Origin of the sequence: Vibrio sp. 10N.261.51.A4, from assembly GCF_041471945.1 — a bacterium.
In the GTDB taxonomy this organism is placed as follows: domain Bacteria; phylum Pseudomonadota; class Gammaproteobacteria; order Enterobacterales; family Vibrionaceae; genus Vibrio; species Vibrio crassostreae_C.
Map to the genome: position 1 here is coordinate 40,102 of NZ_JBFRPJ010000058.1, position 22,891 is coordinate 62,992.

The 22,891-nt window shown below is 46.5% G+C and carries 18 protein-coding genes; 9 read left to right on the plus strand and 9 right to left on the minus strand.

Annotation, left to right across the window (positions count from 1 at the left end; all coding sequences use genetic code 11):
* Positions 1-108: 108 nt before the first annotated feature.
* The 3 genes from AB4384_RS13515 to argC form a co-directional block, all read right to left on the minus strand.
* The gene (locus AB4384_RS13515) at positions 109-1,320 is read right to left on the minus strand and encodes an argininosuccinate synthase (RefSeq protein ID WP_017061137.1); all 1,212 of its coding nucleotides are present in this window, start codon (positions 1,318-1,320) and stop codon (positions 109-111) included.
* 113 nt (positions 1,321-1,433) lie between these two features.
* The gene (gene argB / locus AB4384_RS13520) at positions 1,434-2,222 is read right to left on the minus strand and encodes an acetylglutamate kinase (protein ID WP_017063686.1); all 789 of its coding nucleotides are present in this window, start codon (positions 2,220-2,222) and stop codon (positions 1,434-1,436) included.
* A gap of 12 nt (positions 2,223-2,234) precedes the next feature.
* Positions 2,235-3,239, minus strand: a complete 1,005-nt coding sequence (gene argC, locus AB4384_RS13525) for an N-acetyl-gamma-glutamyl-phosphate reductase (protein ID WP_017063685.1) — start codon at positions 3,237-3,239, stop codon at positions 2,235-2,237.
* A gap of 153 nt (positions 3,240-3,392) precedes the next feature.
* On the opposite strand from argC, the gene argE reads away from it, so the two are divergent.
* The 3 genes from argE to AB4384_RS13540 all read left to right on the plus strand — a co-directional run bounded on the left by argE (position 3,393) and on the right by AB4384_RS13540 (position 8,306).
* Positions 3,393-4,529, plus strand: a complete 1,137-nt coding sequence (gene argE / locus AB4384_RS13530) for an acetylornithine deacetylase (RefSeq protein ID WP_009848891.1) — start codon at positions 3,393-3,395, stop codon at positions 4,527-4,529.
* 252 nt (positions 4,530-4,781) lie between these two features.
* A complete protein-coding gene (gene ppc / locus AB4384_RS13535) occupies positions 4,782-7,418 on the plus strand; it encodes a phosphoenolpyruvate carboxylase (RefSeq protein ID WP_170791819.1) in 2,637 nt (878 codons plus the stop codon).
* 348 nt (positions 7,419-7,766) lie between these two features.
* Positions 7,767-8,306: a PadR family transcriptional regulator gene (locus AB4384_RS13540; RefSeq protein WP_017061141.1), complete on the plus strand. Its 540-nt coding sequence runs from the start codon at positions 7,767-7,769 to the stop codon at positions 8,304-8,306.
* Positions 8,307-8,430: 124 nt separating this feature from the next.
* Here the strand turns inward: AB4384_RS13540 and metF are convergent, their stop codons facing one another.
* From metF to AB4384_RS13555, 3 genes are all read right to left on the minus strand, one after another.
* Entirely contained in the window at positions 8,431-9,330 is a 900-nt protein-coding gene (metF, locus tag AB4384_RS13545; protein WP_004729683.1) for a methylenetetrahydrofolate reductase, read from the minus strand.
* 276 nt (positions 9,331-9,606) lie between these two features.
* Complete coding sequence (locus AB4384_RS13550) at positions 9,607-12,018, minus strand: bifunctional aspartate kinase/homoserine dehydrogenase II (protein ID WP_017063682.1); 2,412 nt, start codon at positions 12,016-12,018, stop codon at positions 9,607-9,609.
* A 2-nt stretch (positions 12,019-12,020) separates the two neighbouring features.
* Positions 12,021-13,202, minus strand: coding sequence for an O-succinylhomoserine (thiol)-lyase (locus AB4384_RS13555; RefSeq protein ID WP_372129672.1), 1,182 nt, complete (start codon positions 13,200-13,202; stop codon positions 12,021-12,023).
* 208 nt (positions 13,203-13,410) lie between these two features.
* On the opposite strand from AB4384_RS13555, the gene metJ reads away from it, so the two are divergent.
* Positions 13,411-13,731, plus strand: a complete 321-nt coding sequence (gene metJ, locus AB4384_RS13560) for a met regulon transcriptional regulator MetJ (protein ID WP_004415993.1) — start codon at positions 13,411-13,413, stop codon at positions 13,729-13,731.
* A 166-nt stretch (positions 13,732-13,897) separates the two neighbouring features.
* On the opposite strand, the gene AB4384_RS13565 is transcribed toward metJ, so the two are convergent.
* A complete protein-coding gene (locus AB4384_RS13565) occupies positions 13,898-15,187 on the minus strand; it encodes a malic enzyme-like NAD(P)-binding protein (RefSeq protein ID WP_017061144.1) in 1,290 nt (429 codons plus the stop codon).
* A gap of 334 nt (positions 15,188-15,521) precedes the next feature.
* Positions 15,522-15,740, minus strand: coding sequence for a 50S ribosomal protein L31 (gene rpmE / locus AB4384_RS13570; protein ID WP_004737142.1), 219 nt, complete (start codon positions 15,738-15,740; stop codon positions 15,522-15,524).
* A gap of 333 nt (positions 15,741-16,073) precedes the next feature.
* Between rpmE and priA the strand changes: the two genes are divergently transcribed.
* The 3 genes from priA to AB4384_RS13585 all read left to right on the plus strand — a co-directional run bounded on the left by priA (position 16,074) and on the right by AB4384_RS13585 (position 20,182).
* On the plus strand, positions 16,074-18,275 hold the full coding sequence (priA, locus tag AB4384_RS13575; protein WP_229647417.1) for a primosomal protein N': 2,202 nt from the start codon (positions 16,074-16,076) through the stop codon (positions 18,273-18,275).
* A gap of 240 nt (positions 18,276-18,515) precedes the next feature.
* Positions 18,516-19,520 carry a DNA-binding transcriptional regulator CytR gene (gene cytR, locus AB4384_RS13580; RefSeq protein WP_017061147.1) on the plus strand — a complete coding sequence of 335 codons (1,005 nt, stop codon included), beginning with the start codon at positions 18,516-18,518 and terminating at the stop codon, positions 19,518-19,520.
* A gap of 122 nt (positions 19,521-19,642) precedes the next feature.
* Complete coding sequence (locus tag AB4384_RS13585) at positions 19,643-20,182, plus strand: SPOR domain-containing protein (protein WP_372050884.1); 540 nt, start codon at positions 19,643-19,645, stop codon at positions 20,180-20,182.
* A gap of 108 nt (positions 20,183-20,290) precedes the next feature.
* On the opposite strand, the gene AB4384_RS13590 is transcribed toward AB4384_RS13585, so the two are convergent.
* Positions 20,291-20,551 carry a hypothetical protein gene (locus AB4384_RS13590; RefSeq protein ID WP_017061149.1) on the minus strand — a complete coding sequence of 87 codons (261 nt, stop codon included), beginning with the start codon at positions 20,549-20,551 and terminating at the stop codon, positions 20,291-20,293.
* A gap of 298 nt (positions 20,552-20,849) precedes the next feature.
* Between AB4384_RS13590 and hslV the strand changes: the two genes are divergently transcribed.
* Together hslV and hslU are read left to right on the plus strand one after the other, a co-directional pair.
* Positions 20,850-21,398: an ATP-dependent protease subunit HslV gene (gene hslV, locus AB4384_RS13595; protein ID WP_004729692.1), complete on the plus strand. Its 549-nt coding sequence runs from the start codon at positions 20,850-20,852 to the stop codon at positions 21,396-21,398.
* A gap of 58 nt (positions 21,399-21,456) precedes the next feature.
* Entirely contained in the window at positions 21,457-22,797 is a 1,341-nt protein-coding gene (gene hslU, locus AB4384_RS13600; RefSeq protein ID WP_372129673.1) for an HslU--HslV peptidase ATPase subunit, read from the plus strand.
* Positions 22,798-22,891 lie beyond the last annotated feature (94 nt).

Below are 22,891 nucleotides of genomic sequence, written 5' to 3' on the forward strand. Positions count from 1 at the left end.
GTAAAAAGCCCACTCACTAATCAATAGTGAATGGGCTTTGCATAATAATGTCTGTTTACTAACCTTCAATCTTTCATCAAAGGCTAGCTCACTAACTCATTGTTAGGATTACTTTTGGCTATTCAGAGCACGGATACGGCTTGATAGCGAGTAAAGGCGGATGAAGCCTTCAGCGTGACTTTGGTCGTAAACTTCATCTTCACCAAAGGTTGCAAACTCTTCTGAGTACAGGCTGTTATCAGAACGCTTCTGAGTTACCGTTGCATGGCCTTTGTAAAGTTTGATAACCACTTCGCCATTCACGTCTTGTGCTAGCTCTTCTGTCGCGGCAAGGATTGACTTACATAGTGGAGTGAACCAACGACCATCGTATACAAGGTGAGAAGCCTTAACACCTAGCTCTTCACGGAATTCGAATGCCGCTTTATCAAGAACCAGTTGCTCTACTGCACGCAGTGCTTCCATCATGATTGTGCCACCCGGAGTTTCGTAACAACCACGAGACTTCATGCCAACAAGACGGTTTTCTACGATATCGATACGACCAACACCGTGCTTAGCACCCTTCTCGTTTAGGTAAACCAGTGCGTTGTATGGCGTCATTGTTTCGCCATCAACCGCAACCACTTCGCCTTTTTCAACTTTAAGTGTCACTGTTTCAGATTCGTTTGGCGCTTGCTCAGGGTCTACAGTCCAAGCCCAGCAATCTTCGTTAGGTGCATTCCATGTGTTTTCAAGAACGCCACCTTCTGTTGAGATGTGCCATGCGTTTGCATCACGCGAGTAAATCTTAGTAAGAGAAGCCGTACAAGGGATGTTGCGCTCTGCTAGGTAATCTAGGCACTCTTCACGACTCACTAGATCCCATTCACGCCATGGTGCAATTACATGTAGATCTGGTGCGAGTGCAGCAAATGCGCCTTCAAAACGAACTTGGTCGTTACCCTTACCAGTACAACCATGACACAGTGCGTCTGCACCTACTTTACGTGCGACTTCAACCTGTGCTTTCGCGATGATTGGACGCGCCATCGACGTACCTAGTAGGTATTTACCTTCGTAGTAAGCGCCCGTTTTCAGCGTTGGGTAGATGTAGTCAGCAACCATCTCTTCTTTAAGGTCTGCGATGTAACACTCAGATGCACCAGAAGCTTTTGCTTTCTCTTCGATACCAATCAACTCTTCGTCGCCTTGACCAACATCCGCAACAAACGCAACCACTTCACAGTCATAGTTCTCTTTCAACCATGGAATGATTACTGATGTGTCTAGACCGCCAGAGTAGGCTACTACAACTTTCTTTACGTTAACTTTGCTCATTTTCTTTCTCCTAGTTTCCATACTGCACATGGCGGTCAGCGTTGGAAATGACTTCATAATTATATGTTTATTTAATTTGTCTAAATTCTTTAAGTAGTGACTCGTTGTGAGACCTACTGAGGTAAAAACTGTGTTCCTATGCTTTTACCTGAAAACAGTTGTGTTAGCTTTTCTGGGTATCGCCAAGTGGCAACTTCGATTGGTCGTCCAAGGTCGTTAGCGGCTTCTAGTGCAGCTTGAACCTTAACGATCATGCCGTCGGTAATCACTTTGCCGGCAATAAGGTCATCGGCTTGCTGTTGATTAAGACTTGGAATGAGGTGGCCTTTGCCATCCAACACACCACTTACATCAGAAAGCAGTACCAGTTCAGCATCAAGTGCGCCCGCAACGGCAACCGCAGCTTGGTCGGCATTGACGTTCATCAGTTGACCTTGCTCAGTAAGACCAATTGAGCTAATGATTGGCAGTGCGCCCGCATTAAGAATCGCTTGCAGAACGGTTGAGTCGCCCGGCTCCGCTTTTCCTACCGCGCCCAGTTCAGGGTTCAGTTCGCTCACTTTGCATAAACCACCGTCTGCTAGGCTTAAACCAACGGCATTGATACCGTCTTTAATTGCCTGACCTTGAAGTAGTTTGTTGGCCGTGCCCGCTAGTGCACCAGCGATCACAGGGATCTGATCATAAGGAGTAACACGTAGCCCTTCTTTCTTAACGGTTTCTAGATTCAACTTATTCATCAAATCATCAACAAGGTAACCGCCACCGTGAACAATCACGATTGGTCGTTGTGCCTGTTGTTGGTAAGCAGAGATAGCACCAAATAACTTGCTAAGTGTTTCACCACAAGATAGCGCTGCGCCACCTAACTTTATGATTAATGGTTGATTATTAAGGCTCATATCTAGATTTCCTTACACTAACGCAGTTAATGGCGCAAAACCATAACGTAAATTTAAACACTGCATCGCTTGGCTAGATGCACCCTTTAATAAGTTATCAATCGCTGAAACAACGATGATGTGTTGACCTTGAACCTTCCAACCTAAGTCGCAGAAAGGTGTCTGTTCTACATCTTGAATTCTTGGCAGTGTCTCTTCGAGTAGTCTCACTGCTGGTTTACCTTGGTAAGCTTGTTCAAAGGCATCTTGTATCTGTTGTTCTGTCACGCCTTCAGCCAGTTTCATGGTGATGGTCGCTAAAATACCGCGCTTAAAGTTGCCGAGGTGTGGAGTGAAAATCACATCACATCCTAAATGTGCAGCCATTTCAGGTTGATGACGGTGATTGAAGACGCCATAAGCTTGCAGGCTTACTTCGCAGAAGCTGTTAACCATCGTCGCCTTGCGGCCTGCACCAGTCACACCGCTAGTCGCGTTAATCACTGGCCATTGGTTTTCATCCAGTAACTTGGCCTCAACCAAAGGTTTAATCGCCAGTTGTGATGCCGTTGGGTAACAACCCGCGACAGCGACAAGCTGAGCTTCTTTAATTTCTTGTTCGTTCCATTCCGCTAAACCGTAAGCCGCTTTGTCTAGCCATTGTTCGTGTTGATGTTCAAAACCGTAAAACTCTTGATAGAAGTTTTCGCCTTTAACTCTGAATGCACCCGATAGGTCGAAGACTTGGCAATCGTTCTCTAGAAAGATTGGCGCTAGGTCGTGACTGACCTCGTGTGCTGTTGCTAAGAAAATCACATCAGACTGTTTAGCCACTTCTTCCGGATTTGTTAAAGGTTGTACTGGCATATCAATCAAGCCAGCTAACTTACCGTGCAGTGCCGCAATAGGTTTACCTGCGTCTACACTATTGGCTGAGACATATAAACCTGATAGCGTGAGCTCAGGGTGTCTGTTTATCATTAGAGCCAGTTCTGCTCCTGTGTAGCCGCTTGCGCCAATGATCGTGGTTTTCAACATCTCAACACATCCATTTCTGAGGTAAGTTACATTTCAAATTTGACTATTCATACTTAATTTTTAGCTTTATTTGATTTCTTATGCATTAAATATGATTTAATATGTGTTTTACCGACTTATGGTTTTCCTGTCAATAGTAGAAGTGAAGTTATTATGCAATTACCGAGTTTTCTTGAGGTCTACAAAGGCCTAATTTCCACAGACTCTATTAGCTCGACCGATCCAAGCTGGGATCATGGCAACGAGAAAGTGATCGAAAAAATGGCTCAATGGTTTAAAGACGTAGGCTTTAGCGTTGAAGTCGTGGAAGTCGAACCCGGCAAGCATAATATGGTCGCTAAGATGGGATCGGGCGAAGGTGGCTTGCTACTCGCAGGACACAGCGACACAGTGCCATTCGATGAAGGACGTTGGAACTTCGACCCTCACGCACTAACAGAACACAACAATCGCTTCTATGGATTAGGCACAGCCGATATGAAAGGCTTTTTCGCTTTCGTTTATGAAGCGGCAAAGAAGATGGATTGGAGCAAACAGACCAAGCCGCTATATGTATTGGCAACCTGTGACGAAGAGACCACCATGCTGGGTGCGCGTCATTTCACTGAAAATGCACCGTTTAAACCGGATTACTGCATTATTGGTGAGCCAACCAGCCTTGTGCCGATTCGTGGCCATAAAGGCCATGTTGCTAACGCTGTGCGAGTAACGGGTAAATCAGGTCACTCTTCTGATCCTGCATTAGGTGTCAACGCCATCGAGATCATGCATGAAGTGTTGTTCGCTTTAATGCAACTGCGTGACAAGCTAGTCAAAGAGTATCACCACCCGGGTTTCGCAATTCCAAGCCCCACTCTAAACCTTGGCCATATTCACGGTGGCGACAGCGCGAACCGTATCTGTGGTTGCTGTGAGCTGCACTACGATGTACGTCCTTTACCGGGTATCAGCTTAGATGGTTTGGATAACATGCTGCGCAGCGCACTCAAAGAAGTAGAAGCAAAATGGCCGGGCAGAATTGAGATTACGCCACTGCACGAACCTATCCCGGGTTACGAGTGCCAACATGACCATCCATTTATCGGTGGCATGGAATCAGTTTGCGAAACTGAATCACAAACCGTGAACTACTGTACAGAAGCACCTTTCCTTCAAGAACTTTGCCCAACCTTAGTGCTGGGTCCAGGCTCAATCGACCAAGCTCACCAACCAGATGAGTTCCTAAGCTTCGATTTTATCGATCCAACGATTGATGTTCTGAGTAAGTCGATCCGCAAATATTGTTTCTAGTTATTACTTTTCTTCCAATATTTTCGTATAAAAGCTACCCGAAAAGGTGGCTTTTATTCTGTTATCCCAGACACAGCCTGATCTTGTAATTAAATTTCACTTTAATTCCGAACTATTGGGAAATTTACTTCTCCCGCATTTCGAAAACTAATAATTGCAAACTTAGAATGCTTTATTTGACTAGATACAGCACTTTTCGCTAGATTGTGTACTTAACAAGGAACAATGGATGTAATTTTTTTACGAGGCAGGATGACAATGAACGAGAAATACGCCGCTCTCAAGAGTAACGTAAGCATGCTGGGACGCTTGCTAGGTAACACAATCCAAGATGCACATGGTGACGTTATCTTAGAGAAAGTGGAGACTATCCGTAAACTTTCCAAATCCGCCCGCGCAGGCAACAAAGCTGACCGTGACAGCCTAGTTGAAGAAATCAAAAACCTGCCGAACGAACAACTCACTCCTGTTGCTCGTGCATTTAACCAATTTCTCAACCTCACCAACATGGCAGAGCAGTACCACACCATCTCTCGCCACTGTGAGGAGCATGTTTGTGAACCAGACGTGCTGCAATCTCTATTTTCCAAATTAAACCAGAATGACATCAGCAAGCTAGACGCGGCTCAAGCCGTTCGCGACCTGAACATTGAACTCGTTCTGACTGCACACCCAACAGAAATCACTCGTCGCACCATGATCAACAAGCTAGTTAAGATCAACGAGTGTCTGTCTAAATTAGAATTAAGCGACCTATCACACAAAGAGCGCGTGAAAACCGAACGCCGCCTAGAGCAACTGATCGCTCAAGGTTGGCACTCAGATGTGATTCGTCAACAACGCCCAACGCCACTTGATGAAGCTAAGTGGGGCTTTGCGGTTGTAGAAAACTCTCTATGGGAAGCCGTTCCTGACTTCCTACGTGAAATGGATGGCCGACTAAAAGGTTATCTTGGTGAAGGCCTGCCGATCGATGCACGCCCAGTGCACTTCTCATCTTGGATGGGCGGTGACCGCGATGGCAACCCATTCGTAACGCACACCATCACTAAGGAAGTTCTGCGCCTATCTCGTTGGAAAGCTGCCGACCTTTACTTAGGCGACGTAAACGAGCTGATTACCGAACTGTCGATGACTAAGTGTAATGATGCCGTTCGTGAGCTAGCAGGTGATGAACACGAAGCTTACCGTGCAATCCTGAAGAACCTACGCACTCTACTGAACAACACGCTAGAAGTGCTGGATGCAAAATTGCATGACACAGAGGTTCCGAAGAAAGAAACACTACAGAACATCGAGCAACTTTGGACACCGCTTTACGCCTGTTACCAATCGCTGCACGAATGTGGCATGGGCGTAATCGCAGACGGTTCTCTGCTTGATACTCTGCGCCGCCTAAAAGCATTCGGTGTGCATTTAGTTCGTCTCGATGTTCGTCAAGAAAGTACTCGTCACTCAGATGTACTGTCTGAACTGACTCGCTACCTAGGCATTGGCGACTACGACCAATGGAACGAGCAAGACAAGATTGCTTTCTTAACCAATGAATTAAGCTCTAAGCGTCCGCTTCTTCCTCGCGATTGGGAGCCATCTGAACAGGTTAAAGAGGTTTTAGACACCTGCAAGGTTATTGCTGCTCAACCTCGTGAAGCCTTCGGCGCTTACGTGATTTCTATGGCTCGTACTGCATCGGATGTACTGGCTGTTCACTTGCTGTTGCAAGAGTGTGGTTGCCCGTATCGCATGGACGTGTGCCCACTGTTCGAAACGCTAGACGACTTGAACAACTCAGAAGCGGTAATGAAACAGCTAATGAGCATCGACTTGTACCGTGGCTTTATCCAGAACCACCAAATGGTGATGATTGGATACTCTGACTCAGCAAAAGATGCTGGCGTAATGTCTGCAGGTTGGGCTCAATACGATGCGATGGACAAGCTGGTTAAAGTTTGCGACGAAGAAGGCATTGAACTGACTCTATTCCACGGTCGTGGCGGTACAGTTGGTCGTGGTGGTGCTCCGGCGCACGCAGCCCTACTTTCTCAGCCACCTAAGAGCTTGAAAGGCGGCTTACGTGTAACTGAGCAAGGCGAAATGATCCGCTTTAAGCTTGGCTTGCCAGATGTTGCTGTAAACAGCTTTAACCTATACGCAAGTGCGATTCTAGAAGCGAACCTTCTGCCACCACCAGAGCCTAAACAAGAGTGGCGCGACCTAATGGAAGTGCTGTCTCAAGTCTCTTGTGAGGCTTACCGTAACGTGGTTCGTGGCGAAGAGAAATTTGTACCTTACTTCCGTCAAGCGACGCCTGAACTGGAGCTAGGTAAACTGCCTCTTGGCTCTCGCCCTGCGAAACGTAACCCGAACGGCGGCGTAGAAAGCCTACGTGCGATTCCATGGATCTTCTCTTGGAGCCAAAACCGTTTGGTACTGCCTGCATGGTTAGGCGCTGGTGAAGCGATTCAGTACTCTGTAGATCAAGGCCATCAAGCCCTGCTCGAAGAGATGTGTCGCGAGTGGCCGTTCTTCTCTACCCGTCTCGGTATGTTGGAAATGGTGTACTCGAAGTGCAACATGGAAATCGCTAAGTACTACGACCAACGCCTTGTTGACGAAGAGCTATTACCATTAGGTGAGTTACTGCGTGAACAGCTGCAAAAAGACATCAAAGCCGTGCTAAATGTTGAGAACAACGAGAACCTAATGCAGAGCGACCCTTGGGGACTTGAGTCAATCCGCCTACGTAACATCTACGTTGAGCCACTAAACATGCTTCAAGCTGAACTGCTTTACCGTACTCGTAAGTGTGAAACACCACCAGCAGAGCTTGAAGAAGCGCTAATGGTGACGATTGCAGGCATTGCAGCAGGCATGCGAAACACTGGTTAATTAGTGATTCCTACCATTCAACGGACAAAAGGTCGCCTAGTGCGACCTTTTTATTTCACAAAATAAGCAATACTGAGTTTTTTGTCAGTTTTTTGGGTTATTTTGTCCATGTATTCTACTTTATGCTTATTATTTAGATATACTACTGCTCCGCTGCGGAAACACTCCAAAAAATAATCTGCAGCATCTTGACCAATAAACTGGTCAACCTAGGTGATAAACGGCTTTGTAAGGTGACATAACCAACCGATGAGTTGGTGCTACTTAGACATAACCAATATAACGTGCCATTAGAAGCACACTTGTTGTTTAAGTATTTGTTTACTGTTTACCATTTGGATTTCAGACATGTCATTACCACACGTAATTCTAACCGTTTTAAGTACACGCGATGCTACTGGTTACGATATCACAAAAGAATTCTCCGCAAGCATTGGTTACTTCTGGAAAGCTAGCCATCAACAAGTTTACCGCGAGCTAAATAAAATGGCTCAGAACGACCAGGTAACTTGCGTGCTTGAGCCTCAAGAAGGCAAACCTGATCGTAAAGTTTACTCTATCACTGATGCTGGCCGTGGCGCGCTAGGTGAATGGTTTGAACAACCAACTGCACACCCAACCGTTCGTGACGAGTTCTCAGCTAAGCTAATGGCTTGTGCTGTACAACCTTCTGACGCTTACCGTGTACAACTTGCTGAGCTAGTAGAAGAGTCTCGCAAACTGGTTTCTCACTACCGTGAAATCGAAGCAGCTTACTACGCAACGCCATCGACACTAGACAAGCAAGCACGCCTTGAGCGTCTAACACTTCGTCGTAACCTACTTATCCGTGAAGCATGGATTGTATGGGCTGAAGAAGTACTGCTTGAACTTGGCGCTCTAGCTTAAGTTAAGCTAGAAAAGCAAAAGGCTTGAACTCTATGAGTCCAAGCCTTTTTTGTATCTATAGGATTTGAAATGTTACTGCCAGAGGCTTTTTACAAGTGCTTAGGCTTTACTTCTTAGACTTTTCTTACAGCGCAGCGACTTGCGGACGAACACCTAGCGTATGGCAAAGTGCATAAGTCATTTCTGCACGGTTTAGCGTGTAGAAGTGGAAATCTTTCACACCTTCACGGCTCAGTGTACGAACCATATCAATTGCTTGGCTAGCACCAACAAGCTGACGAGTCGTTGGATCATCATCCAAACCTTCAAACTGCTTCGCCATCCAGCCCGGTACTTTTACGTTGTTCATCGCAGCAAAGCGAGATGCTTGCTTGAAGTTAGAAACCGGCAGAATGCCCGGTACAATCTCAACATCAACGCCAGCCGCTACACAGCGGTCACGAAAGCGTAGGTAGCTCTCTACATCAAAGAAGAACTGAGTGATGGCACGGTTGGCACCCGCATCCACTTTACGCTTTAGGTTAATAAGATCAGATTGAGCGCTTTTTGCTTCAGGGTGAACCTCAGGGAATGCCGCTACTGAGATATCAAAATCGTGGCGAGATTTAAGTAGCTCGACTAGGTCAGATGCGTACATCTCTGGCGCGCCGCCGCCTGCTGGAATATCACCACGTAGCGCAACAATACTCTCGATACCATTTGCCCAGTAATCGTCGGCAATTTGAATCAGCTCTTCACGGCTTGCATCAATACACGTTAGGTGCGGTGCAGCCACTAGGCCGGTTTGGTTTTTAATTTCTTTAATGATTGAGTGGGTACGGTCACGTTCACCCGAGTTTGCACCGTAAGTTACCGATACAAATTTTGGTTGAAGTGTTTTAAGGCGGTGAACAGAGTTCCACAGGGTCTCTTCCATCTTCTCACTGCTCGGTGGAAAAAACTCAAATGACACATTGATGTTGTCAGAAAGCTCAGCGATATTCTGATTTAAAGCGTCGATATGACTAGCGTGTGTGTATCCCATCTTACTCTCCCTGTGGCAAAAGCAACCACTAAAAACTCAAATCCTTAAACGACGTTTAGACGTCTATATGTCTGTAGAATGTATTGAATACGATTTAATGTCAACAGATCCATTATGAATTTTTCTCAAGTAGATCGTGAGTAAAACTCAAGTCGTTAGATGGGTCGCAAAGCAGAAATAATGTAGAAAAAAGGCTGAAAAACACATCGTGCTTTCAGCCTTATTTATCTTAGTGAATAGTATGCCATTTAGACACTAAACCAACCGATCTGAGTATCAGAACAGGCTAGACATTCTGTTTAAATCAGATTGAATTGCACCTGCCGTTACTTCACGACCGGCACCTGGGCCACGAATAACCAATGGATTATCTTTGTACCATTTGCTCTCAATCGCAAAGATGTTGTCGCAAGGCAACAAGTTCGCCAGAGCATGTTCTTTAGACAGTGCTTCAACGCCTACGGTTGCCTTACCGTTCTTCTCCAAACGCGCTACGTAACGCAGAACTTTTTGTTGAGAGTGCGCTTTCTCTAAACGCTCAGCCAGCTCTTCGCTCAGTACAGAAGCTTTGTCGAAGAAGTCATCCACAGATAGATCTTGCAGCTCTGCAGGTACGAGCGATTCCACTTTTACGTTTTCAGGTTCGATATCCAAACCAGATTCACGCGCCAGAATCACCAGCTTACGCATCACGTCTGAGCCATCTAGGTCAGCACGAGGGTCAGGTTCCGTAAGGCCTTGTTGCCATGCTAAGTCAACCAACTCGCTGAACGGCACGGTGCCATCAAACTGTTGGAACAACCAAGACAACGTGCCCGAGAAAATGCCAGACAACGCAATGATGTCATCGCCACTTTCACGTAGGTCACGTACCGTGTGGTTAATCGGCAATCCAGCACCCACTGTCGCGTTGTACAACCAATGACGGCTGATCTTAGCGAAAGCATCTTGTACTTGATGGTAATACTCGCTCGATGCAGAACCTGCCACCTTGTTCGCCGAGATTAGGTGAATACCTTGTTGTGCGATTTGCAGATACTTTGCTGCAAGCACTGGGCTCGCAGTCACATCCAGAACCACTGCTTCGTCATAACCTTGAATAGAGCCCAAACGCTCTAACCAGTCGTTACCATTGTTAGCAATAGCTTCGTCGTCAAAGCGCTTACCTACCGAAGTCGCATCAATGCCTTGATCGTCGAACCAATAGGTTTGGCTATCAACCACGGCAACCAATTCAAAGTTCATTCCACGGCGCTTTTCAAGTTCCGCTTTTTGCTCAGCAAACAGGCTTAACCAGCTTGAACCAATATTGCCCTTACCACACAAGGCAATCGCAACACGCTTCTGCGCTTGGAACAGTTGAGAATGAATGCCTTTCACTAGACTTGATGTTTCACTCTTACGAATCACAGCCACCAAGCTTAAGCCTGAGTTCGCTTCTGAGATGAACTCAACCGGCGAGCTCTTAAGCTGCTGGTAGAAACCGTAGCAATGGTTAGGGTTCTTAGTCACACCCGCACCCACTGCAGCAATCAGAGAGAAACCTTCTTTTAGCTTAATCTCAGCTTCAATCGCATGGTCTTGGAGATATTCTAATGCACCACCAGCGATCTCTTCTGTGTAGGCAAGACGCAAACAGTGTTGATCCGGTTCAAGCTCATAAGCAAGCGGCTCAAGTTGAGCACGCTTAAGCCCTTCAAGCACTTCACTCTCTAGACGGTCGAAATCATGGCCGTGACCAAAGGTCAGTTGCACGATAAGCACTTCATCCAAAGAGGTAATGATTTTTGCGCCACGACCCGATGCCAGTACACGCTCGATCTGTGTAGAGCCCGCCTCCGGCTGATAGCTGCAGCGTAAGCTGAGATCCATAGCACTTTGAGCCACAGGCTGTAGCGTTCGGCTGTGAAGCACTGGAGCGGCAAGACGAGCCAATTCGCTGGCTTCATCAAGGCGAAGTAGAGGCAATAGACACGCATCTGAAACCAGACGAGGGTCAGCGCTGTAAACGCCTGCCACATCACTCCAAATCGTCACGCGTTCAACTTCAGCCAAAGCACCAATCACGGTTGCTGAGTAATCCGAACCGTTACGGCCAAGCAATACCGTTTCACCCTCGCAGTTCTGAGCCATAAAGCCCGTAATCACCACGCGGCAATGTGCATGCTGCGCCAAGGCTTCTTTGATCAGAGGGTAAGAACGTGCGCGGTCGACTTCAGGCTGAGCGCCCACTTCTGCACGTAAAAAAGCACGCGCATCTTGAGCAACGGCTTGTAAATCATGCTGGCACAACAAAGCCGCGAGTAGACGTGAAGACCAAACCTCACCGTGTCCAAGCACTTTTGCTTTTTGTGCTTCGCTCAAGGGAGCCGTTAGCTCACCCAAAGCGGTAAATTCTTGTTGAATGGTTGAAGTAAGTTGTGCGGCTGATTCACCCTCAAGCAGTGCTTCAATCAGATCGAGTTGGAACTGACGAAGTGCTTGTAGGCATTCATGGGCAATACGACCATCTTTGTCGAGCGCTTCAACAAACTCAATTAAGCGGTTGGTTGTTTTGCCTGCTGCCGATACCACCACCAAATCAGATGCTGATGAGTATTCTCTAAGAATGTTGACCACGCGTTGGTAACATTCAGGATTCGCTAAACTGCTGCCACCAAATTTATGTAGCTGGCGAAAGGTTGCCATTATTAAGCCTCCCCTTCAGCAATAAAGCGTTGTGTTTTTTCAAACGCTTGCTTGAGATCGTCGATTAGGTCTTCCGCATCTTCAAGGCCAACAGAAAGGCGCAGTAGTTGTTGAGAAACACCCGCTTCTGCCAATGCTTCTTCGCCCATCGCACGGTGAGTCATCGACGCAGGGTGACAAATCAGGCTTTCAACCCCACCCAGTGATTCAGCCAAAGAAAATAGCTCTAACTTATCTACAAAATATTTAAGTGCTTCAAAAGAGCCAGCAAACTCAAAGCTCAACATGGAACCAAAGCCCAACTGTTGTTTCTTCGCGATCTCGTGACCCGGGTGTTCAGGAAGGCTTGGGTGGTAAATAGTGCCCACCAGATCTTGTTGTTGCAGAGCCGTCAGAATTTCACGTGAACTCTCTTCGTGAACACGCATACGCGCACCTAGCGTACGAATACCACGTAGAGTCATGTAACTATCAAATGGTGTGCCGGTCGCACCAATACAGTTGCCCCACCATGCAAGCTCTTCAGCGTGCTCTTCAGTTTTCGTCACGACAACGCCACCAATAACATCTGAGTGTCCATTGATGTACTTAGTGGTTGAGTGGATAACAAAATCAGCACCCAGCTCTAAAGGCTTTTGGAACACAGGTGTCAAAAACGTGTTGTCGACAGCAACCAGAGCACCAACCTCTTTCGCTTTACGGCAAGTTTCTGCAATATCAACCACGCGAACCAGTGGATTCGATGGGGTTTCAATTAAGATCAACTTTGGCTTAAGCGCGAGCGCCGCATCCAGCGCTGCTTGATCCGATTGATCAACGAACAGAACTTTGAAGTCACCTTTTAGCGAGCGAGTGTTAAACAGACGGTAAGTACCGCCGTAGCAATCGTGCGGTGCAATAATAAGATCATCGCCGCCTAAGAAAGCCGAAACCCATAAGTTAAGCGCCGAAGTACCACAGTTAGTCACAACCGCGCCTTTGCCTGATTCAAGCTCAAACAGTGCCGTCTCTAATAAACCGCGGTTTGGGTTACCAGAACGGGTGTAATCGTACTTTGGCACTTCACCAAAAGCGGGAAACCCATAGTTAGTCGAAAGATAAATGGGTGGGACAACGGCATGGTGTTGCGTGTCTGACTCGATACCAGTACGTACTGCGATTGTTGCTGGCTTCCGGCTGCTCATAGGTGCTTCCTTACAAGTTTTGCGTCTGAGAATCACAGCGGCTTGTCGGCATTTTGCGGCTGTGTTAGATATATGTTATTCACTTTACTTTCATAAACGTGAGACGTCAACACTTCTAGACGTCTATATGTCTTTGCTTATGGCAGTAAATCCCGCTAAAATCACCACTATTAATTTATTCTAACAACTAAAGTGATGAAGGTACGCAATGGCCGACTGGAATGGTGAATACATAAGCCCATATGCTGAGCATGGAAAGAAAAGCGAACAAGTAAAGAAAATTACAGTTTCTATCCCTCTAAAAGTGTTAAAGGTTCTTACTGACGAGCGTACTCGCCGCCAGATTAATAACCTACGCCATGCAACAAACAGTGAGCTACTGTGCGAAGCCTTTCTACATGCGTACACAGGCCAACCACTACCAACGGATGAAGACCTTCGTAAAGACCGCCCAGACGATATTCCTGCTGAAGTGAAAAAGCTGATGACAGAGATGGGTATCGAGTTCGAAGCGTTTGACGAAGAATAAAAACAACTCAGTCACTGCCTTCATTATTGATTCGCTCTAGCTGAACCTTATTTATCACATCGCGCATAGCTTTTTATGATTGCGCTGTGAATGATAGACATAAAAAAACCGACTCCAGATGAGTCGGTTTTTTATTATTCTTTTTGGCTCAATAGAGCAACAGCTATTAAGCCATATAGTTAGCAGGCATCTCGATACGAGCTACGCCAGATTCAACAGCCGCTTCCGCAACTGCTCGTGCTACGCGAGGAAGTAGACGTGGGTCCATTGGCTTAGGAATGATGTAACCCTTACCGAACTCCAGTGCAGTCTCGCCCGCAGCTGCTAGTACTTCAGCTGGAACTTCTTCTTTCGCCAGTTCACGAATCGCTTTAACCGCCGCTAGCTTCATTTCGTCATTAATTTCGCTCGCACGCACGTCTAGTGCACCACGGAAAATGAATGGGAAACAAAGTACGTTGTTTACTTGGTTAGGGTAATCACTGCGGCCTGTACCCATGATTAGGTCAGAACGAACTTCGTGTGCAAGCTCAGGCTTGATCTCTGGATCTGGGTTTGAACATGCAAACACAACAGGCTTATCAGCCATCAGCGTTAGTGCTTCAGCAGGCAGTAGATTCGGCCCCGATACACCCAAAAACAGGTCAGCGCCTTCGATAACATCTTCAAGCGTACGCTTATCAGTGTTATTTGCGAACAGCTCTTTGTATTCGTTTAGGTCATCACGACGAGTATGGATCACACCTTTACGGTCAAGCATGTAGATTTTTTCACGCTGAGCGCCACACTTAATCAGTAGTTCCATACAAGCAACCGCCGCTGCGCCAGCACCTAAACAAACGATCTTACACTCTTCAAGTTTCTTACCTTGAAGCTCGATCGCATTCAGCATACCCGCTGCCGTTACAATCGCTGTACCATGTTGGTCATCGTGGAATACCGGAACATCACAACGTTCAATCAGGCGACGTTCAATCTCAAAACAGTCTGGTGCTTTGATGTCTTCCAGGTTAATACCGCCGAATGTATCTGCGATATTCGCAACTGTATCAACGAACTCATCGATTGTGCGGTGTTTTACTTCAATATCGATAGAATCTAAACCAGCAAAACGCTTAAACAGGAGCGCTTTGCCTTCCATAACAGGTTTAGAAGCAATAGGGCCAAGGTTACCTAGGCCAAGAATCGCTGTACCGTTAGAGATAACTGCAACCATGTTGCCTTTACCTGTGTACTTATAAACGTTATCAACGTTCTGTGCGATCTCGCGAACAGGCTCAGCCACGCCTGGGCTGTATGCAAGTGCTAGGTCTTCTGCAGAGTTTGCAGGCTTCGTCAGTTCTACGGCAATTTTGCCTGGAATTGGGAACTCATGGTAATCAAGAGCTTGCTGACGGAATTGTTCTTGAGGTGATAATTCTTGAGAGGATTGAGCTTGGCTGCTGTCTTCAGACATAGGTGTAGGTTCCTAGGATATTATTATTTGGGGGATCTTGTTCATGTTAATGGATGTACTTCAAAGTTCCTAGGTGGTTGAAGCCTCTGTCTCATTAAAAAACGAGATTTCACTACTAATAAGACCAGTGAGCAGTTGAAATTACTATCGCTTGTTGAAGTTTCGTGCTGAATTTTGGTGAAGAGAGATACGCAAGGAATTGCCCTGAAATAGAATAGAGAGGCAACTTATCGTTGGGTGAGAGTGATGCTTGAATAGAAGTCAGTGCTTTCTCAAATTACAGGCAACAAAAAAGGACACCGAAGTGTCCTTTTTCATGTCTAAATAGCGAGAATTACTTCTTGCTAGAAAGAGCACCGAAACGCTTGTTGAAGCGATCAACACGGCCGCCAGTATCTACGATACGTTGCTTACCAGTGTAGAACGGGTGACATTTGTCACATACGTCTAGGTGGATTGATTCTTTTGCTAGCGTTGAGTTGAACTCAAATGTGTTGCCGCAAGAACAAGTTGCAGTAACTGCTTTGTATTCTGGGTGGATTCCAGCTTTCATGGGATAACCTCAAGTAGGCCGTGTCGCTATACGATTCTAAGCCGCACACCACACGTAGTTTAAAAAAAGAAATAAAGACACCGCATCGACACAAAAGAGTGATGAAGCCATACCTTTAAGGCGCAGTATAGTAATGAATCTATAAAGCAGGATCAACTGATTTGATACATTTTTCGCCAATATCGGCGTTATTTCCTTTGCTGGCTGTGATTCTTGGCTTGGCCCCAACCTCACCCGCTTCTCTGCCACATCACATTCAAACTGCTTCTCGAATTTAACCGCCTTATCCTTTAGACTGTTCGCTCTCGTCAATTCAGATAAAGCCGTCCCTTTATGCGTCCAATGATTGCCCGTGTGGCGCTGCCTGTTCCACTCGACAAGCAGTTCGATTACAAGATTCCAAACCACCTATTCCCGATTATTGGTGGTCGCGTCTCTGTGCCTTTTGGACGACAAACCTTAACTGGGATTGTCACGGCTCTGGTTAACGAATCAGAATTCGAGCTAGATAAGCTCAAGCCAATAAAAGCGCTATTGGATAACCAACCTGTTTGGCCGGAATCTGTCTATTCACTATTAATGTGGTGCAGTCAGTTTTATCAGTACCCTCTTGGCGAAACCTTTGCTAACGCCCTTCCGAGCGCTCTAAGAAAAGGCAAAGCCGCCGACTTCGCGACGCTGGTTGAGTGGCAGTTAACGCCATCAGGCAAAGACCAACTGATGCAAGGTTTTGGTCGCGCGGTCAAGCAAGCCAAAGTGATGCACATGCTTGAACACGGCCCGGTTCCTCATCAAGAGTTCATTGATGAAGAAGTTGGCAGCGCCGTACTCAAAACGCTAGAAGAGAAAGGCTGGATTGAATCGGTAGAGAAAAAGCCAACGCGTCAGCCGTGGCCAGTTGATCTTGAAAACGACCAAGACAAGCCTAAGCTCAATGCCGAACAAGCCATCGCGATTGCGACCGTAAATAGCCAAACCGACTTTGGTTGCTTCCTGTTAGAGGGCGTTACTGGCTCAGGTAAGACCGAGGTTTACCTTAATATGATTAAGCCGATTCTCGACCAAGGTAAACAAGCGTTAGTGCTCGTGCCCGAGATTGGCCTCACCCCTCAAACGATTAACCGCTTTAAGCGACGCTTTAATGTACCTGTTGAGGTTATCCACTCAGGTTTAAACGATTCTGAGCGACTGAATGCTTGGTTATCGGCGCGCGATAAAATAGCGGGCATCGTGATTGGTACCCGTTCGGCTCTGTTCACGCCGTTTGCTGACCTAGGTATTATCATTGTCGATGAAGAACACGATGCGTCTTATAAACAGCAAGATAGCCTGCGCTACCACGCTCGTGATGTGGCGATCATGCGTGCGCACAAAGCGCAGATTCCAGTTGTGTTAGGCTCGGCGACTCCGGCCTTTGAGACGCTGCACAACGCTCAGATCGGCAAATACAGTTATCTCACCCTGACTTCACGTGCGGGTGTCGCACTGCCGACCACCAATAAGGTGTTGGATGTTAAAGGTGAATATCTAGAAAGTGGTTTGTCTGCGTCGTTAATTGCAGAGATGCAAAGACACCTCAAAGCTGGCAACCAAGTGATGCTGTTCCTCAATCGTCGAGGGTTTTCTCCGGCATTAATGTGTCACGATTGTGGTTGGACAGCCGAGTGTAAACGTTGTGATGCTTACTACACCTATCACCAATACAGTAATGAGATGCGCTGCCACCACTGTGGTTCTCAGCAGCATATCGTGCACAACTGCCAAGGTTGTGGGTCTGTGAACTTGGTGACAGTGGGTGTCGGTACCGAGCAGTTAGAAGCTCAACTTGGTCAACTATTCCCGGAATACAAAACCATTCGTATTGACCGCGACAGCACCCGCCGTAAAGGCAGCTTAGAAAGCGCGCTCGAGTCGATTCGTAAGGGTGAATTCCAAATTCTTATCGGCACGCAGATGCTTGCTAAGGGTCACCATTTCCCTGACGTGACACTTGTGGCGTTATTGGATGTGGATGGCTCTTTATATAGTAGTGACTTCCGTGCCTCTGAACGTCTTGCCCAGCTATTCATCCAAGTAGCGGGACGCGCAGGACGAGCAAGCAAACCCGGTGAAGTGATCTTACAGACTCACCACCCAGAACATGGGTTGTTGCAAGCCTTGCTACACAAAGACTATAACCACTTTGCTCAAACGGCCTTGGCAGAGCGTAAACAGGCAATGTTACCGCCCTATACCTTTATGACGCTGTTTAGAGCAGAAGCCAATGACACTCGCTTGGTGGAAGAGTTCTTGCGTCAGGTTCGTCACACATTGGAATCGCACCCGCTGTTTGACCAATATTGCATGGTGTTAGGGCCAACCCCGGCTCCGTTAGCAAAACGAGCGGGCAAATCGCGCTGGCAGTTAATCTTACAAACTCAGACGCGCTCGTTAATGCAGAAGCTATTGATGAGTGCCAAGCCGGCCATCAATATGTTACCTGCTGCGAAAAAAGTTCGCTGGTCACTCGATATTGAGCCGCAAGATTTGAGTTAAACCCACTTGGGTTAAAACTAATGATAAGTTTGTTCACAAATATTTCATATTTCTCGTGAGCAACTTCACACTAGTCATGTGATTTTTGTTAATCTAGCCGTAACTTTACACGGATTAAACGAATAAAATATTGCAATAAAAAAAGTGTTAGCAACACTTTCATAATATCTATTCGATTACATTTATTATTCACGCCTTAGATGCTTAGGCGGCAAAGGAACTTAAAAGAGGGTTTAATTTATGGCGACAATGAAGGATGTTGCCCAGCTAGCAGGCGTCTCAACAGCCACGGTATCACGTGCATTGATGAACCCTGAGAAAGTCTCAGTTTCGACTCGCAAACGAGTGGAAACAGCAGTACTTGAAGCTGGATACTCACCCAATACATTAGCTAGAAACTTACGTCGCAACGAATCAAAAACCATCATCACTATTGTTCCTGATATCTGTGACCCTTATTTCGCCGAGATCATTCGTGGTATCGAAGATGCCGCAGTAGAAAATGATTACCTTGTTCTACTGGGTGATAGCGGCCAGCAAAAGAAGCGCGAGTCTTCGTTTGTTAACTTAGTTTTCACCAAACAAGCCGACGGCATGTTGCTGCTGGGTACTGACCATCCGTTTGATGTCAGCAAACCTGAACAAAAGAATTTACCGCCGATGGTAATGGCGTGTGAGTTTGCCCCTGAGCTTGAACTGCCTACGGTACACATCGATAACCTGACCTCTGCCTTTGAAGCGGTGAACTACCTAGCTCAGTTAGGTCATAAGCGTATTGCTCAAATTTCAGGACCAGTATCGGCAACACTGTGTAAGTTCCGCCAACAAGGCTACCAGCAAGCGCTGCGTCGCGCCGGAGTCTCAATGAATCCAGCCTATAGCACGGTCGGTGACTTCACCTTTGAAGCGGGCGCTCAAGCGGTTCGTCAATTACTGGCACTTCCTGAACAACCTACAGCTATCTTCTGTCACAACGATGCGATGGCGATTGGTGCGATTCAAGAAACGAAGAAGCTGGGCTTGCGCGTTCCTCAAGACCTATCGATTGTCGGCTTCGATGACATCCAATTCGCTCAATACTGCGATCCACCGCTAACCACCATTTCTCAGCCTCGTTATGAGATTGGACGCCAAGCGATGTTGATGATGCTTGATCTATTAAAAGGCAACGATGTGCAAGCAGGTTCGCGTCTGCTTGAAGCTAAATTAGTGGTTCGAGGCAGTACAGCGCCACCTCGAATATAACCCTTAGAAATACCCTTATTAATCTGCGGCACATTTTGATGTGCCGCTTCCATTTCTGCACTATTATCCTCGCGCAATCTGGATTACCATGAGGGCAGAATCAGCAACTATTGAATTGTCTTGTGGCTAATAGAGATTATGTAAAGCGCGGTCGTGGCACGAAAAAACCGACCAAAAAACAAGCCCCTCGCCGTAAACCTTGGCGCAGTGGTCTTTTGGCGATCCTCCTTGCCGGTGGTTTTGGTTACGGACTTTACCTATTGAGTAATGATCCTGAGCCGCCTGCACCAACGCCTGTGGCAACCAAACCAAAACCTAAGCCAAAACCAGCGAAAGTGATTCCGCCGCCTCCTGAAGAGAAGTGGGACTACGTTGAAACGCTGCCAAGCCGCGAGATTGAAGTAAAAGCCAAAGAGCAACAGATCTCTAAGATCCCTTACATCATGCAGTGTGGCGCTTACAAAACCTCGTCGCAGGCAGAAGCACGTAAGTTGGATATTGCCTTCCAAGGTATCTCAAGTGAGATCCGCAAGAAAGATGGCAGTAGCTGGTACCGTGTGGTTTTAGGGCCATACAAGTTGAAGCGTGACGCAGAACGCGATCGCCATAAGCTGCAACGAGCGAAAATTGAACCTTGCGCTATTTGGAAAGACGGGGCTTAATCAACTCAATATATAATAGGGGGAAGAGGATTCCCCCTATTGCTGTTTGAAAGCGTTCAATAGTTCATCGCACAAGCAATACCAGTATGTTAATCAAAAGAGTGCGTTTTAACGAAACTGAGGTACTTGTTCGTAGTACTCAAGCCCAAAGTCAGTCAGGTAGACCTGCTCCTTATTTATCTCGATGTAACCAAAAAAATCCAAGTGCGCTAAAACGTTAGGAAATGGACGTTTAAGAAAAACGTTGACCGAGTTTTTTAGATGTTCTGTTGAACACTCGCCCGCCTCCTGATACATCAGATGATGCAGTATAGACAGCTCATCCAGATCCATATCTCTATTAAAAAAACTGATATTGTCACTATTCATCACACTACTCCTTATGCAGTGAATACCACTGATTAGTGAACATCATTCCTTATAAATCAAACAAAAAGTGTTAACCATTTCACGTTAGAAATTTGTTTTATCTTTTTTTATATTTATCACAAACTATTAACCCACCAACCCTTGCCACACATAGGCTCAACAGGTAATGGATGTTTGAAACAACTGGTAATATTTAGTTTTTTTGATATGACATACCATTAAAAGTGGCACTTGAATTCATGATAGTGGAGCCACATATAAGTAGTAACCATAAATAATAATCAAAAGAGGTCGACTCGTGACTACCATTGTATCTGTACGTCGTAATAATAAAGTCGTCATCGCGGGTGATGGACAAGTATCTCTGGGCAATACAGTAATGAAGGGCAACGCCCGTAAAGTACGTCGCCTATACAACAACAAAGTACTGGCCGGTTTTGCTGGCGGTACGGCTGATGCTTTCACGCTATTCGAAAAATTTGAAAGCAAGCTGCAAATGCACCAAGGCCATCTCACCAAAGCGGCAGTTGAGCTAGCGAAGGATTGGCGTAGCGACCGTGCTCTACGTAAGTTAGAAGCACTGTTAGCAGTAGCGGATGAGACCGCTTCACTGATCATCACAGGTAACGGTGACGTAGTTCAACCTGAGAACGACCTGATTGCGATCGGTTCGGGCGGAAACTTCGCTCAAGCAGCCGCTACTGCACTATTAGAAAATACTGATTTAGATGCGCGTGAAATCGCAGAAAAGTCGCTGAACATTGCAGGCGACATCTGTGTCTTCACCAACCATCACCACACTATTGAAGAACTAGAAAGCACCGTTGAGCTGCCAAAGCCAGAGTAACGACCGCTTCCATCAATAACGTTGTATTCAACAGTGATTAAAGAATTAAGGAAAAACCATGTCTGAGATGACTCCTCGCGAGATTGTTCACGAACTCAATCGCCACATTATCGGCCAAGACAACGCTAAGCGCTCAGTGGCTATCGCTCTTCGTAACCGCTGGCGCCGTATGCAGCTTGAAGAAAGCCTACGTGTTGAAGTATCGCCAAAAAACATCCTGATGATTGGCCCAACGGGTGTAGGTAAAACTGAAATCGCTCGCCGCCTAGCGAAATTAGCAAACGCGCCTTTCATCAAGGTAGAAGCGACTAAGTTCACCGAAGTGGGTTACGTTGGTAAAGAAGTTGAAACCATCATCCGTGATCTAACGGACGTTGCGATCAAGATGACGCACCAACAAGCGATGGAAAAAGTACAATACCGCGCTGAAGAACAAGCTGAAGAACGCATTCTTGATGCCCTTCTACCACCAGCGCGTGATGCTTGGGGTCAGAACGAGCAATCAACTGAAGACACAACCTCTTCAAACACTCGTCAGATTTTCCGCAAGAAACTGCGTGAAGGTAAGCTAGATGACAAAGAGATTGAAGTTGATGTAGCCGCACCGCAAATGGGCGTTGAAATCATGTCACCTCCAGGCATGGAAGAGATGACAAACCAGCTGCAAGGCATGTTCCAAAACCTAGCGGGCGACACCAAGAAAAAGCGTAAGATGAAAATCAAAGACGCATTCAAAGCACTGACGGAAGAAGAAGCTGCGAAGCTTGTGAACCAAGAAGAGCTGAAAGAGAACGCGATCTTCAACGCTGAAAACAACGGCATCGTATTCATCGATGAGATCGACAAAATCTGTAAGCGTGGCGACAGTTCAGGCCCAGATGTATCTCGCGAAGGTGTTCAGCGTGACCTACTGCCTCTTATCGAAGGCAGCACAGTATCAACCAAGCACGGTATGGTTAAAACTGACCACATCTTGTTTATCACATCAGGCGCATTCCAAGTGGCTAAGCCATCTGACCTGATCCCTGAGCTACAAGGTCGTCTACCAATCCGCGTAGAACTTGAAGCACTATCAGCACATGACTTCAAACGCATCCTAACTGAGCCAAAAGCATCTCTAACAGAGCAATATATTGCCCTAATGAAAACAGAAGATGTCAACATTGAGTTCACTGAAGATGGCATCAACCAGATTGCGGACGCAGCATGGCGTGTGAACGAAACCACTGAAAACATCGGTGCGCGTCGTCTACACACAGTCATGGAGCGCCTAATGGATGAAATTTCATTTGACGCAACAGACCGAGCAGGCAGTAAATTGCTGATTGATGAAGCTTATGTAATATCTAAGCTTGGCGAGCTCGTAGAAGACGAAGACCTAAGTCGCTTCATCCTGTAGCACACAAAACTCCAACTTATTGCTCTATCTCAAAGAAATAGCAGCTAATAAGCGAATTCAAGGCCCACTTTCGAGTGGGCTTTTTATTACCCGA

Coding starts and splice junctions, on each gene's coding strand:
- AB4384_RS13515 (WP_017061137.1), bottom strand. CDS start 1,320: ATGAGCAAAGTTAACGTAAAGAAAGTTGTAGTAGCCTACTCTGGCGGT.
- argB (WP_017063686.1), bottom strand. CDS start 2,222: ATGAGCCTTAATAATCAACCATTAATCATAAAGTTAGGTGGCGCAGCG.
- argC (WP_017063685.1), bottom strand. CDS start 3,239: ATGTTGAAAACCACGATCATTGGCGCAAGCGGCTACACAGGAGCAGAA.
- argE (WP_009848891.1), top strand. CDS start 3,393: ATGCAATTACCGAGTTTTCTTGAGGTCTACAAAGGCCTAATTTCCACA.
- ppc (WP_170791819.1), top strand. CDS start 4,782: ATGACAATGAACGAGAAATACGCCGCTCTCAAGAGTAACGTAAGCATG.
- AB4384_RS13540 (WP_017061141.1), top strand. CDS start 7,767: ATGTCATTACCACACGTAATTCTAACCGTTTTAAGTACACGCGATGCT.
- metF (WP_004729683.1), bottom strand. CDS start 9,330: ATGGGATACACACACGCTAGTCATATCGACGCTTTAAATCAGAATATC.
- AB4384_RS13550 (WP_017063682.1), bottom strand. CDS start 12,018: ATGGCAACCTTTCGCCAGCTACATAAATTTGGTGGCAGCAGTTTAGCG.
- AB4384_RS13555 (WP_372129672.1), bottom strand. CDS start 13,202: ATGAGCAGCCGGAAGCCAGCAACAATCGCAGTACGTACTGGTATCGAG.
- metJ (WP_004415993.1), top strand. CDS start 13,411: ATGGCCGACTGGAATGGTGAATACATAAGCCCATATGCTGAGCATGGA.
- AB4384_RS13565 (WP_017061144.1), bottom strand. CDS start 15,187: ATGTCTGAAGACAGCAGCCAAGCTCAATCCTCTCAAGAATTATCACCT.
- rpmE (WP_004737142.1), bottom strand. CDS start 15,740: ATGAAAGCTGGAATCCACCCAGAATACAAAGCAGTTACTGCAACTTGT.
- priA (WP_229647417.1), top strand. CDS start 16,074: ATGCGTCCAATGATTGCCCGTGTGGCGCTGCCTGTTCCACTCGACAAG.
- cytR (WP_017061147.1), top strand. CDS start 18,516: ATGGCGACAATGAAGGATGTTGCCCAGCTAGCAGGCGTCTCAACAGCC.
- AB4384_RS13590 (WP_017061149.1), bottom strand. CDS start 20,551: ATGAATAGTGACAATATCAGTTTTTTTAATAGAGATATGGATCTGGAT.
- hslU (WP_372129673.1), top strand. CDS start 21,457: ATGTCTGAGATGACTCCTCGCGAGATTGTTCACGAACTCAATCGCCAC.